The sequence below is a fragment of the Pseudomonas sp. NFPP28 genome (assembly GCF_900115535.1).
GTDB classification, from domain to species: domain Bacteria; phylum Pseudomonadota; class Gammaproteobacteria; order Pseudomonadales; family Pseudomonadaceae; genus Aquipseudomonas; species Aquipseudomonas extremorientalis.
The window spans coordinates 314,048-327,367 of record NZ_FOWT01000001.1 but is presented as its reverse complement, the minus strand read 5'-3'; the positions used below and the strand labels follow the sequence as shown (position 1 = coordinate 327,367).

Annotated in this window: 12 protein-coding genes; 9 read left to right on the top strand and 3 right to left on the bottom strand. The window is 62.4% G+C overall.

Annotation, left to right across the window (positions count from 1 at the left end; all coding sequences use genetic code 11):
* Nucleotides 1-35: 35 nt before the first annotated feature.
* Both BM110_RS01630 and olsB read right to left on the bottom strand, forming a co-directional pair.
* Complete coding sequence (locus BM110_RS01630; RefSeq protein WP_093512123.1) at nucleotides 36-827, bottom strand: lysophospholipid acyltransferase family protein; 792 nt, start codon at nucleotides 825-827, stop codon at nucleotides 36-38.
* The gene (olsB, locus tag BM110_RS01625; protein ID WP_003172415.1) at nucleotides 827-1,582 is read right to left on the bottom strand and encodes an L-ornithine N(alpha)-acyltransferase; all 756 of its coding nucleotides are present in this window, start codon (nucleotides 1,580-1,582) and stop codon (nucleotides 827-829) included. The genes BM110_RS01630 and olsB overlap by 1 nt, the downstream gene beginning before the upstream one ends.
* Nucleotides 1,583-1,976: 394 nt before the next feature.
* On the opposite strand from olsB, the gene BM110_RS01620 reads away from it, so the two are divergent.
* From BM110_RS01620 to BM110_RS01580, 9 genes are all read left to right on the top strand, one after another.
* A complete protein-coding gene (locus tag BM110_RS01620; RefSeq protein WP_092241303.1) occupies nucleotides 1,977-2,630 on the top strand; it encodes a hypothetical protein in 654 nt (217 codons plus the stop codon).
* Nucleotides 2,631-2,669: 39 nt separating this feature from the next.
* Nucleotides 2,670-3,743, top strand: a complete 1,074-nt coding sequence (locus BM110_RS01615) for a serine hydrolase domain-containing protein (RefSeq protein ID WP_092241305.1) — start codon at nucleotides 2,670-2,672, stop codon at nucleotides 3,741-3,743.
* The gene (locus tag BM110_RS01610) at nucleotides 3,740-4,054 is read left to right on the top strand and encodes an amidase (protein WP_092241307.1); all 315 of its coding nucleotides are present in this window, start codon (nucleotides 3,740-3,742) and stop codon (nucleotides 4,052-4,054) included. The genes BM110_RS01615 and BM110_RS01610 overlap by 4 nt, the downstream gene beginning before the upstream one ends.
* Before the next feature lie 108 nt (nucleotides 4,055-4,162).
* Nucleotides 4,163-5,338: a M20 aminoacylase family protein gene (locus BM110_RS01605; RefSeq protein ID WP_092241308.1), complete on the top strand. Its 1,176-nt coding sequence runs from the start codon at nucleotides 4,163-4,165 to the stop codon at nucleotides 5,336-5,338.
* 59 nt (nucleotides 5,339-5,397) lie between these two features.
* On the top strand, nucleotides 5,398-6,708 hold the full coding sequence (locus BM110_RS01600; RefSeq protein ID WP_092241310.1) for a citrate-proton symporter: 1,311 nt from the start codon (nucleotides 5,398-5,400) through the stop codon (nucleotides 6,706-6,708).
* Nucleotides 6,705-8,147 carry an amidase gene (locus BM110_RS01595; RefSeq protein WP_093512121.1) on the top strand — a complete coding sequence of 481 codons (1,443 nt, stop codon included), beginning with the start codon at nucleotides 6,705-6,707 and terminating at the stop codon, nucleotides 8,145-8,147. The genes BM110_RS01600 and BM110_RS01595 overlap by 4 nt, the downstream gene beginning before the upstream one ends.
* A 64-nt stretch (nucleotides 8,148-8,211) precedes the next feature.
* Nucleotides 8,212-8,970 (top strand): IclR family transcriptional regulator, encoded by a 759-nt coding sequence (locus BM110_RS01590; protein WP_092241314.1) that lies wholly within the window; start codon nucleotides 8,212-8,214, stop codon nucleotides 8,968-8,970.
* Nucleotides 8,971-9,022: 52 nt separating this feature from the next.
* The gene (locus BM110_RS01585; RefSeq protein ID WP_093512118.1) at nucleotides 9,023-9,613 is read left to right on the top strand and encodes a YceI family protein; all 591 of its coding nucleotides are present in this window, start codon (nucleotides 9,023-9,025) and stop codon (nucleotides 9,611-9,613) included.
* Nucleotide 9,614: 1 nt separating this feature from the next.
* Nucleotides 9,615-10,772, top strand: a complete 1,158-nt coding sequence (locus BM110_RS01580) for a phospholipase D-like domain-containing protein (RefSeq protein WP_071488890.1) — start codon at nucleotides 9,615-9,617, stop codon at nucleotides 10,770-10,772.
* Nucleotides 10,773-10,885: 113 nt separating this feature from the next.
* On the opposite strand, the gene bglX is transcribed toward BM110_RS01580, so the two are convergent.
* Nucleotides 10,886-13,177: a beta-glucosidase BglX gene (gene bglX, locus BM110_RS01575; RefSeq protein WP_071488891.1), complete on the bottom strand. Its 2,292-nt coding sequence runs from the start codon at nucleotides 13,175-13,177 to the stop codon at nucleotides 10,886-10,888.
* Between the last annotated feature and the right edge of the window lie 143 nt (nucleotides 13,178-13,320).

Genomic DNA, 13,320 nt, shown 5'->3' with positions numbered 1-13,320 from the left:
GCCCCCTCCCACATTTGAACGGTGTTCACTTGAGTTCAGGCAGCGAATGCTGGTCGAGCATCCACATGTTCCGCTTCCGGCACCGGCGCGAACAACGCCTTCTGCACTGCCTGCTGCGCTTGATACGCCAGCGCCGCACGTTCCTGCCCGGCACAGGCAATCGGCGTGAGCACATGGATTTCCACATCGCCCTGGTCATTGGCAAACAAGCGCATCAAGTGCGAGAGCAAATCATCGTCGCCAATAAAGGGTGCCAGCGGGTCCACTTGCCCATCACGCAGGTAACGGATCGCCACGGGTTGCAGCGACACATCCGCATCGATCGCACTGGCCAGCAGGCGCCCGTGGAACGTACGCAGGCTGCGCCCATCGGTGGTGGTGCCTTCCGGGAACATCAACAGCGGGTGCTGTTGCTCCAGGTGGCGGGTCATCTGCTTGCGGATCAACTGGCTGTCGCCCGAACCCCGGCGGATAAACAAGCTGCCAGCCTTGGCCGCCAACCAGCCCGCCACCGGCCAGGTGCGCACTTCGGCCTTGGACAGGAATGACATCGGCGCCACGGCACCGAGCAGCGGAATATCGGTCCAGGACACGTGATTGCTCACCCATAGCATCGGCTGCGTTGGCAATTCGCCGTGCACCGTCACGCGAAAGGGCAGGGCGTTGGTCAGGCGCGCCATGAAAAACCGCGACCAACGCTGGCGCCGCACCATCGAATTGGCGATCCCCAAGCGCTCGAACACCCCAAACACACTGGCCATGCTCAGGCCCAGCGCCACCACCACCAGCACGCGGGCAATGCGCCCGTAAACCCGCAGGCGGCTCATCACATTGCAGCCTTGAAGTGGCGCGCGTAACGCGGGCACAGTTCATCGCGCTTGAGCAGGATGAACACGTCGGCCACCTGGAAATCTTCATCCCAGCACGGCTCGCCGCAGATCTTCGCACCCAGGCGCATGTAAGCCTTGAGCAACGGCGGCATCTCGGCGATCACGTTGGACGGCAAGTCCAGCGCCGGCAGCGGTTTTTTCGGTTCGGCGCGCAGGTGTTCGTTGCACAGGTAGCGTTCGCGCAGGCGCTGCATGATCGCGTGGGCCTGGATGCCGCCGTCGTGCATCGGGATGCTCGCGCAACCCATCAGGTAGCTGTAGCCGCCCTGGTTGAGCACTTCGGCCAATTCGCCCCACAACACCGCGATGGTGCCGCCGTTGCGGTAAGCGGGGTCGACGCAGGTGCGGCCGATCTCCAGGATCGGGCCTTGCAGGTGCAGCAGGCCATGCAGGCTGAATTCTTCTTCGCTGTAGAACCGGCCCAGGGTGCTGGCCGCCTGATGGTCCAGCAAACGGGTGGTGGCCACCAGTCGACCGCTGTTCAAGTCCCGCACACCGATGTGGCTGCAGTGAACATCATAGTCATCCATGTCCAGGCCCAGTTCCGCGCCTTTCAGCTTGGCGTTGAACTCGCCGCTGAACACGTTGAACCGCAGGGCCTGGGCTTCCTGCAACGCCTGCGCGCCAACCAGGCGTTCGGCTTGCAGACGGCGTTCATTGCCGGTGTCGCTGATGCGGGCGATCTGAGTCATGGCGAATCTCCGAGTGCCAGCCACCTTTCGGCCGGTCGACTTGTTTGTCCAAAGTCAGGCTATGTAGGCTCGGTGTCATCTCCATGAAGTTATGGTGACGCTTGGATGACAGCGCCTTGCAAGCCGCAGGGCAGAAGACCGCGGGAACCCAATGAGGGGTATTGGTCACCCAGTGGCCGGGTTTGAAGGCAGTTGGGCCTTCAAGCTGTCAGGAGCTTCAGACAGGCTCCGCTTTTCAGAGCGCTCACCTATGCCAAATCCCGTTGCTACGCAGTTTCCCCCGCGTCCTGACACGACACCATCGGCCTTCCCGCCGACTTCCTTTTCAGTCCCTGCGCCTCTGGAAGGGCATACCGGCACACGGGTTAAAGATGGTCGTACCTACGGCGAAAAGATGAGTCAAAAGCCCAATGTTTCGGGAGAGAAACTATTTGACTACAAACCTGCGGCGTCCACCGGTGGAGGGAAAGTCGGAAATATCTGGGGCGATTTCAGTCAGTGGAACAAAGCAAATTGCTCGACTGTTGCGGCGATCAAGGCGGTGATGATGCAATTTGGCAAGCGTCCTACGGACGTATTCAAATCGGTGCGTGAAACGGCCGATGGCTACCATGTCACGCTGAGAAACGGGGAATCGACGTTCTTGACGAAGGACGAATTGAAACAGGCCGCAGCTGTTGCGCAGCTTAAAGGCGAAGATCCGATGACGGTGTTGTATGCCAATTTCATGTTCGCGGTCAGCGCCAAACGGTATCAGGAGTCTGGCCCGGCGAGCTTTACCGAGGCGATGCACGTGCTGAATAGCGGCGGCCGCCTTGAATATGCATTCAGGCGGCTAGGTGTTTGGGACGAGGTGGAGGCTGTGCCGCCTGAGCAGTTGGCCCAGGGTCGGATGGGCGTCTTTGAATCAAACGGTCACGCCGCTTTGGTGTTTAAGGGGCGAGAGGAGCGTTGGGGCAAGCGGGGAGGGCCTTCACCAACAAAGGTTATTGACGTGGCGTATGCCTTCAAGAACAGAGCGGTGTCTTCAAACGGTCATTGGCATTGACTAGCCTCCCGGGTTTGATCGTTCCTTGAGTCTGCGTCCATGGTCAGAGGCCTGTTGTATGTTGCCCTGCTGTTTGTCACTGTTGCCACCCATGCTGAAACCTGGCCTGACAAGGACTGGCTCAAGGCCACGCCGCTCGAAGGCCCTGCTGTCGATGCCCTAAATGCCTACGCGTTCCCGCCGCGTGACGACACCACCCGCAAAGGCATCCGCACCGATGCGCTGTTGGTGATCCGCGATGGTGTGATCCTCTATGAGCGCTACGCCGCGCCCACCACCGCCAGCACCCCGCACCTGACCTGGTCGGTCAGCAAAAGCCTGATGGCCACGGTGCTCGGCGTGGCCTACGGCGAGAACCGCTTCAAACTCTCCGATCCCGCCGCGCGCTTTTACCCGCCGATGAAACAACACCCCAAGGTGACCATGGCCGACCTGCTGAACTGGGCCTCGGGCCTGGACTGGCAGGAAGACTACGAATACGCCCCGCTGAAATCGTCAGTGGTGGCGATGCTCTACACCCGTGGTCGCGGTGACATGGCCGACTTTGCCGCTGACACCGACGCGACGGCTGAGCCGGGCCAGGTGTTCCGTTATTCGAGCGGCGACACCAATATCCTGTCCGCCACCCTCAAGGGCATGCTCGGCCACAAGGCCTATATGAGTTACCCGTGGGATGCGCTGTTCAAGCCGCTGGGTATTCGCAACGCCACCTGGGAAACCGACGCCGACGAAACCTTCGTCGCCTCGTCCTACGCCTACCTCACCGCCCGCGACCTGGCACGGGTCGGCCTGCTGATGGCGCGGGACGGGCGTTGGGGCGATCAACAACTGCTGCCCAAAGACTGGGTCGCCTTCAATCGCCAGCCCTTCGACAAATACAAGGTCGGCCAGGATGAAGCCGTCCCGGGTGGGCATTGGTGGCTCAATACCGGCGCGTCGAGACCCTGGCCTGACGCCCCCGCCAACACCTTCGCCGCCCTCGGCCACTGGGGCCAGGCGTTATACGTGATGCCCGATGAACACCTGGTGATCGTGCGCTACGGCGATGACCGCGACGGCAGCTATCGCCATAACGAACTGCTCAAGCGCGTGCTGGCGGCGGTGCAACCATGATTCGTCGTCGGCCGTTTACCAGCCTGTTGCTGTTGCTGTTGCTCGCCTTGCTGGGGTGGGGCTGGCACGAACGCGTCAACCTGCAAGCCTTCCCCGACATCATCGCGGCGTATACGGCCAAGGAATACTGTTCGTGCCGGTATGTGCAGAACAATCCGGCGGCGTATTGCCGCGGGTATGTGAAGCAGTACGTGCCGACCAGTGCGTTCAGTGATAACCCGGAGCGCAGTGAGGTAGCGGCGAGCGGGTTGGGGCGCACGCACACGGCGAGGTGGCTGGGCGACCGCCAGGGGTGTCGCCTGGAGCCCTGAGGTTCCACAGGGTGGAACCACCTTTGATTGTCCTCCTGCGCACTTCGCGGTTATCTGGCGATGTGCAGCAAACAAGAACGGGAACACCCGCCTGTGAGGAGAATCACCATGCGCCCACACCAGCACATCCTGGATTGGCTCAGCGACGTTGCCGGCGACTTGCGCGCCGTGCGCCACGACATTCACGCCCATCCTGAACTCGGTTTCGAAGAGAACCGCACCTCGGCCCTCGTGGCGCAGTGCCTGAGGGAATGGGGCTATGAGGTGCACACCGGCATCGGCAAGACCGGCGTGGTGGGCGTGCTGCGCAATGGCAGCAGCTCGCGCACCCTGGGCATCCGCGCTGACATGGATGCGTTGCCCATCATCGAAACTACCGGCGCGGCCTACACCAGCCAGCACGCCGGTTGCATGCATGCCTGCGGGCATGACGGCCACACCACCATGCTGCTTGGCGCCGCGCGTTACCTGGCGGCGACGCGGCAATTCGACGGCACGTTGAACCTGATTTTCCAGCCTGCCGAAGAGGGCCAGGGTGGTGCCGAAGCCATGTTGGCCGATGGTTTGCTGGAGCGCTTCCCCTGCGATGGATTGTTTGGCATGCACAACATGCCGGGGCTGCCGGCGGGGCATCTGGGGTTGCGCGTCGGGCCGATGATGGCGTCGCAGGACTTGCTCACGGTGACCCTCGAAGGCGTTGGCGGCCATGGCTCCATGCCACATCTGACGGTGGACCCGTTGGTAGCGGCGGCGAGTCTGGTCATGGCGTTGCAGACGGTGGTGGCGCGCAATATCGACACTCAGGAAGCGGCCGTGGTCACGGTGGGCGCGCTGCAAGCGGGCCAGGCAGCCAATGTGATTCCCCAAGAGGCGCTGTTGCGTCTGAGCCTGCGCGCGCTCAACCCCAAGGTGCGCGAACAGATGCTGGAGCGCGTGCTCGCCATCATCCACACCCAGGCTGCCAGCTTTGGCTGCACGGCGCAGATCGAACACCGCCCGGCCTATCCGGTGCTGGTCAATCACGCCGAAGAAACCGAGTTCGCTCGCCAGGTTGGCGTCGCCTTGCTAGGCGCCGATGCGGTGGACGGCAACACCCGCACGCTGATGGGCAGCGAAGACTTCGCCTGGATGCTGCAACGCTGCCCCGGCAGCTATCTGTTCATCGGCAATGGCGTGTCGCGGCCGATGGTGCATAACCCCGCCTATGACTTCAACGACGATATCCTGCTGACGGGTGCCGCCTATTGGGGCGCGCTGGCCGAGAGCTGGCTCAAGCCTGTCTGACGATCTTCTTTTTCTGCCGCTGGACCCTTTCCCTCGATCGGTTGAATGGAGTGTTCCTCATGCAGACTGCAAAACCAGGTGTGTCCCGCACCCGCCAAGTGGTGGCGGCCGTAATCGGCAATGCGCTGGAATGGTATGACTTCATTGTCTACGGCTTTCTGGCGAGCATCATTGCCCGGCAGTTTTTTCCTTCGGATGACGAGTACGCGTCGCTGTTGATGGCCTTGGCCACTTTTGGCGTGGGCTTTTTCATGCGCCCGGTGGGGGGCATCCTGCTGGGGATCTATTCCGACCGCAAAGGCCGCAAGGCCGCGATGCAGTTGATTATCCGGCTGATGACCGTGTCCATCGCATTGATCGCGTTCGCGCCCAATTACGCCGCCATCGGCATGGGCGCGCCGTTGTTGATCGTGGTGGCACGCATGCTTCAAGGGTTTGCCACCGGCGGTGAATACGCGAGCGCAACGGCGTTTCTGGTGGAAAGCGCTCCGGCCCATCGCAAGGGCTTATATGGCTCCTGGCAATTGGTGGGGCAATGCCTGGCCGTGTTCGGCGGCGCAGCGATGGTGGCGGCGGTCACGCATTTCTTTTCGCCGCAAACCCTCGACCTGTGGGGGTGGCGCTTGCCGTTCGTGTTCGGTTTGCTGATTGGCCCGGTGGGCCTGTGGATTCGGCGGCACATGGAAGATCCAGAGGAGTTCATCGAGGCACGCAAACAGGCGAGCGGTCCGGCGCCGAGCCTGGTGCAGGTGGTGCGCGAGCACAGACGCAGCATCCTCGTCTCCATGGGCCTGGCCTGTGGTGCGACGGTGTCGTTCTATGTGGTGCTGGTGAACATGCCGACCTTCGCCCACAAAAGCCTTGGTCTGCCACTGGACCAAGTATTGATGGTGCAGATGTTTGCGGTGGCGCTGATGACCGTGGTGATTCCACTGTCCGGGCTGCTCTCGGATCGCCTGGGGCGGCGGCCGGTGTTGATGGCATTCACCCTCGCATTCTTCGTCATGGTTTATCCGCTGTACGTGTGGGTCGCCGCCGCACCGTCCATCGAGCGGCTGCTGGCGATGCAGGTGCTGCTGTGCACAGCCATCGGTGGTTTTTTCGGGCCGGCACCGACGGCATTGGCCGAGCAGTTTCCCATCGAAGTTCGCTCGACCGGTGTATCGGTCGCCTATAACGTGGCGGTCATGGTGTTCGGCGGTTTCGCACCGTTGATCGTCACGTGGCTGACCAAAGTGCTGGGCACGCCCGTCGCGCCATCCTTCTATGTCTTGTTCGCTTGCGTGCTGACGCTGCTGGGCACTTACTGCATGCATGAGGCACCGCGGGCCAAGCGACCACTGCCGTTTTCCAAAGAGGTGAAGCCTTGAGTATTGTTGATTGGGATGCCACCGAACTGTCGCGGGCAATCCACGCGCGACAAGTGTCGTGCGTAGAGGTGGTGCAGGCCTATCTGGCGCAGATTCAGCGCTTCAATCCGAGGGTGAATGCGCTGGTGTCGCTGCGCGATGCCGATGACGTGTTGGCCGAGGCGCGGGAACGTGATCGCGAGTTGGACCAGGGCCAGTCACGTGGCTGGATGCACGGCATGCCCCAGGCGATCAAGGATCTGGCGGCTACCAAAGGCTTGCGTACGACGCTGGGTTCGCCTTTGTTCGCCGAGCACGTGCCCACTGAAGACGCCATCAGCGTGGCTCGGGTGCGTGCCAGTGGCGCGATCATCATCGGCAAGAGCAACGTGCCGGAGTTCGGCCTGGGTTCGCAGACCTACAACACGCTGTTCGGCACCACTGTCAATGCCTACGACCCCAGCCTGGTAGCCGGCGGTAGCAGCGGCGGGGCGGCCGTGGCCGTGGCGCTGCGCATGCTGCCGGTGGCCGATGGCAGCGACATGATGGGCTCGCTGCGCAACCCGGCGGCGTTCAACAATGTGTTTGGCTTGCGTCCGTCACAAGGCCGCGTACCTCACGGGCCTATGCCTGAAGTGTTCGTGCAACAGTTGGGCACCGAAGGCCCGATGGGCCGCAGCGTGACGGATGTAGCGCGGTTGCTGGGTATCCAGGCGGGTTATGACCCTCGGGTGCCATTGTCGTCCAAGGACGATCCGACGGTGTTCAGCCAGCCCTTGCAGCGTGATTTCAAGGGCGCACGCCTGGGTTGGCTGGGGGATTACAACGGCTACCTGCCGATGGACGACGGTCTGCTGAGCCTGTGCGAATCAGCCCTCGATGATTTCATCGCGTTGGGGTGCACGGTGGAAAGCTGTCAGCCGGACTTTTCCATGGCGCGGCTGTGGCGCAGCTGGTTGGTGCATCGCCACTGGCTGGTGCACGGCAACCTCGGCGCGGCCTACGCCAACCCTCAGAAACGTGCGCGGCTCAAGCCCGAAGCGCAATGGGAAGTCGAGGGCGGCCTGAATCTGACGGCCCAGCAGGTGTACCAGGCGTCGGTGGACCGCAGCGCGTGGTATCGCGCCCTCGCCAAACTGTTCGAGCACTACGATTTCCTGCTGTTACCGACTGCCCAAGTGTTCCCTTTCGAGGCACAACAACCCTGGCCGCGCCACGTTGGCGGGCGTGAGATGGACACCTATCACCGCTGGATGGAAGTGGTAATCGGCCCGACCCTGGCGGGGCTGCCGAGCATGAGCATCCCGGTGGGCTTCAACCCCCAGGGCCTGCCCATGGGCCTGCAGATCATCGGCCCGGCCCAGGCGGATCGGGCGGTGTTGCAATTGGCCTATGCTCATGAACAGCTGACGCAATGGGTGCAGCGTCGACCGCCGACGTGCCTTGAATCGACGGGTTGAGCCACGACCGGGCCTGTATCTTGCTGTGAACAATGATCATCCATCGGCAACAGGGAGATCGAACATGGAGACAGGCACCGTACGCTCGGTCGAGCGCGCACTGGCAATCGTCGAGTTGCTGGGCGAGCACCAGGCCCTGGGGCTGGAGGAGTTGCATTACCTCACACGTCTGCCCAAGGCCACAGTGTCGCGCATGTTGCTGACGTTGCAGGAGCAGGGTTGGGTCTATCGCGGCTTGAGCGATCGTCGTTACCGCCTGCGTGCCCAACGTTTGTTCGGCGACACCCAGCAACGCTTCAAGCGCCAGGTGGTGGAAAGCGCAGCGCCTTGGCTGCTGGAGCTCAGTGAGCGCACCGGGTTGGTGGTGGATTTGTCCTGTTTTGATGGCGAGCGCCTGGAGGTCATGGAAAGCGCGATTCCCAGTGTGTTGCGCAAGCTCTACCCGAACAATTGCCAGATCGTCGGCCAGCACGCCAGCCTGTTTCATTCAGCGATGGGCAAGGCCTGCCTGACCCAATTGCCGGCCGAAGAGGTTCAACGTTTGGCGGGCCGTGACCGGGTGGCGGCGGACGAGCAGTACCAGGCCTGCGAACAAACCCAGCATCAGGGCTTCGGCCAGCGCACTGAGGGGTATTGGGAGTATCCGGTGCGCCTGCCGTTTCTGATTCGTGCCGTGGCCTTGCCAGTGCGCGCCAATGGTCGCTTGGTTGGGAGCATGGCGCTGCATTGGCCGATGCATCAGGCGCCGGTTGAGCGGGTGTTGAACCTGCACATGGCCAGCCTGGAGGAGACGGTGCGCGAAGTGCAGCGCGCATTGGCGTAACCCTCGCGATCCGGTTAAGGTTCGTCCAGGTTTTTCGCCCCACGAGTCTTCAATGTTCAACGCTTCTGTGATCAAACCCCTGGCTTTCGCCCTGTTGGCCGCCGCTGCCGTGCCTGCCCATGCCGACTGGTACCTGGATAACGAGTCCTCGCGGCTGTCGTTCGTCACCACCAAGAACACCGAAATCACCGAAGTGCATCGCTTCCTGGTGTTGCACGGCAAGGTCGACAGCAAGGGCGCGGCGCAGCTTGAGGTGGAGCTGGAGTCCGTCAACAGCGGCATCCCGCTGCGCGACGAGCGCATGCGCAATCAGCTGTTCGAGATCAAGACGTTCCCCGAGGCGCTGGTCAACGCGCAAATCAACCTGCAACCCATCAACGACCTGGCCCCCGGCGCGCAGCTTGAATTGCGCCTGCCGTTATCGGTGACGCTGCACGGCAAGACCCAGACCTACAGCGCCGAGCTGCTGGCCACGCGCCTGGATGACCGGCGTTTCCAGGTGGTCACCCTGGAGCCGCTGGTGGTGCATGCCGAGGACTTCGACCTGGCGCCGGGTGTGGCCGCACTGCGCAAGGCGGCGGGGCTCAAGTCGATCAGTCTGTCGGTGCCGGTGGGTGCGGTGCTGATCTTTACGGCGCGCTGACGTGAGTGGCGCGGTGTTCCCGTGGCGCAGCGCCAACCGTTTCGAGTTGTTGATCGACGGGCCGAGTTTTTTCCCGCAGATGCTGGTGGGTATCGCCCGCGCCGAGCGGCAAGTCGAGCTGGAGTTGTACCTGGTGGAAGCCGGCGCCTGCGCCGAAGCCATGGTGCAGGCGCTGGTGCTGGCCGCCGAACGCGGTGTGCAGGTGCGCTGCCTGTTCGATGATTACGGCAGCCTGGCGTTTACCCTCGGGCTGCGCAGGCGCTTGACCGATGCCGGTGTGGAACTGCGCTTCTACAATCGCCTGCGCTGGCGCCGCTGGATGCGCAACCTGTACCGCGACCATCGCAAACTGCTGTTGATCGACCAGGACATCGCCTTTGTCGGCGGCACCGGCGTGACCGATGAATTCTGGACGCCGGGCAACGACAGTGCCGACTGGCACGAAGTGATGGTGCAAATCAGCGGCCCCCTGGTGCTCGACTGGCAAGCCCTGTTCGACCGCCAATGGCACGCCAACAACGCGCGCCGCGCCTGGAAACCCGCCACCCATTTCGGCTTGCCACGGTTACCCAGGATGCCCGCCACCGGACCGGGTCTGGGTCGTGTGGCCTATGCCGATGCCCGCCAACACCGGGACATTTTGCAATCGTTGATCCGTGCCTTGAACAGCAGCAAGACACGTATCTGGTTGGCGACTCCGTACTTCCTGCCGACCTGGGGCGTGCGTCGTGCTCTGCGCCGGGCGGCGGGGCGGGGTGTGGAAGTGCGTTTGCTGCTCACCGGCCCGCGTACCGATCACCCGTCCGTGCGCTATGCCGGGCATCGTTATTACCCACGTTTACTGCGTTCGGGCGTGCAGATTTTTGAGTATCAGCCGTGTTTCCTGCACCTGAAGATGGTGCTGGTGGATGACTGGGTCAGTGTGGGCTCGTGCAACTTCGATCACTGGAACCTGCGCTTCAACCTGGATGCCAACCTGGAGGCGTTGGACCCTGAGTTGACGCGGGCGGTGGCGGGCAGTTTCGAGCGGGATTTTGCCCAGAGCCAGGCGGTGAGCCTGGAGGCGTGGAAGTCGCGGCCGTTGTGGCGGCGGGTGAAGCAGCGGGTGTGGGGGTGGATTGATCGGTTGGTGGTGAACCTGCTGGATAGACGTGGCTAGCCAGTTCACTGGGAGGCAAATGTGGGAGGGGGCTCGCCCCCGATTGCAGGGTGTCAGTCACTGAAAATATTGACTGAACCACCGCTATCGGGGGCAAGCCCCCTCCCACATGTTTACAGCAGTTCGAAGGTTTGCTGTTGTACGTCCTGGGAATCCAACCCGATCTGCACATTGAACTCGCCTGGCTCCGCCGCGTACTTGAGCTGGGTGTTGTAGAACTTCAAGTCTTCCTCGGTGATGGTGAAGTGCAAGGTGCGCTCTTCGCCAGCCTTGAGCATGACCTTCTGGAAGTTCTTCAGCTCCTTGATCGGGCGGATCATCGAACCGGCCACGTCCTGGATATACAGCTGCACCACGGTTTCGCCATCGACCTTGCCGGTGTTCTTCACCGTCACGCTGGCGTCGAGCTTGCCGGTCTTGTTCAGGGTGGTGGACGACAGCGCCATGTCCGACAGGCCGAATGTGGTGTAGCTCAAGCCATATCCAAACGGGAACAGCGGCCCGGTGGTGTCATCGAAGTACTGCGAAGTGTAGTTGCCCGGTTTGCCTGGGGTGAATGGTCGGCCGATGGTCAGGTGGTTGTAGTAGGTCGGGATCTGCCCCACCGAACGCGGGAAGGTGATCGGCAGCTTGCCCGACGGGTTGTAGTCGCCGAACAGCACGTCGGCGATGGCGTTGCCGCCTTCGGTGCCGGCGAACCAGGTTTCCAGGATGGCGTCGGCCTGTTGGTTCTCTTCCAGAATCGACAGCGGGCGACCGTTCATCAGCACCAATACCAGCGGCTTGCCGGTGGCTTTGAGGGCTTTGATCAGGTCGCGCTGGCTTTGCGGGATGTTCAGGTCGGTGCGGCTGGAGGATTCGTGGGACATGCCACGGGACTCGCCCACGGCGGCCACCACCACATCGGCATCCTTGGCAGCCTTGACCGCTTCGTCAATCATCACTTGGGCAGGTCGGGTGTCATCGACCACTTCCGGCGCATCGAAGTTGAGGAAGTTCAGGTAGTCGACCACCGCCTTGTCGTTGGTGATGTTGGCGCCACGGGCATAGATGATCTTGCCTTTTTCGCCGATCACCGCGTTCATGCCGTCGAGCAGGGTCACCGATTGCTCGGGTTTGCCGGCGGCGGCCCAGCTGCCCATCATGTCGATCGGCGCCTTGGCCAACGGACCGACCAGGGCGATGGTCGCGGATTTTTTCAGCGGCAGGGTGTTGTCCCGGTTTTTCAGCAACACCAGGCTACGGCGCGCGATGTCGCGGGCCTCGCTGCGGTGCAGGCGGCTTTCGGCGTAGGTGTCGGCCGGGTCATCCTCGGCCTTGCCGATGCGCAGGTACGGGTCCTTGAACAGGCCCATGTCGTACTTGGCGCCGAGCACTTCGCGCACGGCGTTGTCGATGTCACTTTGTTCGATCTCGCCGGACTTGAGCAGGCCGGGCAGTTCCTTGCCGTACAGCGTGTCGTTCATGCTCATGTCGATGCCGGCCTTGATCGCCAGCTTGGCGGCTTCACGCCCATCCTTGGCCACGCCATGCTTGATCAACTCGAAGATCGCGCCATGGTCGCTCACGGCCAGGCCCTTGAAGCCCCAGTCCTTGCGCAGCAGGTCGTTCATCAGCCAGGTATTGGCGGTGGCGGGCACGCCGTTGATCGAGTTCAGCGCCACCATCACGCCGCCGGAACCGGCCTTGATCGCCGCGTGGTACGGCGGCAGGTAATCCTGGTACATCTTGACCGGGCTCATGTCGACCACGTTGTAGTCGCGGCCGCCTTCCACCGCGCCATACAGGGCGAAGTGCTTGACGCTGGCCATGATGCTGTCGGCGTTCGCGGGGCTGACGCCCTGGAAGGCCTTGACCATCACTTCGGCAATGCGCGAAACGAGATAGGTGTCTTCACCGAAGCCTTCGGAGGTACGCCCCCAGCGCGGGTCGCGGGAGATGTCGACCATCGGCGCGAAGGTGATGTCGAGGCTGTCGGCGGCGGCTTCCTGGGCGGCGATGCGCCCGGAGCGGCCGATGGCGTCCATGTCCCAGCTGGAGGCCAGGGCCAGGCTGATCGGGAAGATGGTGCGATGGCCGTGGATCACGTCGTAGGCGAAGAACATCGGGATCTTCAAGCGGCTGCGCATGGCCGCGTCCTGCATCGGACGGTTTTCCGGGCGGGTGATGGAGTTGAACGTGCCACCGATGCGGCCGGCGGCGATTTCCTTGCGGATCAGCTCGCGGGGCATTTCGGGGCCGATGCTGATCAGGCGCAATTGGCCTATCTTCTCATCGAGGGTCATCTGCTTGAGCAGGTCGCTGACGAAGGCGTCCTTGTCCTTGAGCGCAGCAGGCTTTGTTTCTGCCCAGGCGGGGTGGGTGGCCAGCGTGGCAACAAGGCCGAGCAAACACAGCTTCTTCATGAATATCCTTTTTCGGCTCACTGCACAGCGAAAATGCGCTGTTCTGCCAAAATGTGGGGAACGTAATGTTGTTGTTCGAGTGTTATACCGACAAATGCCGCACACTTCGGAACTCTTATTAGCGGTGGGCATCTTTTTAGCTG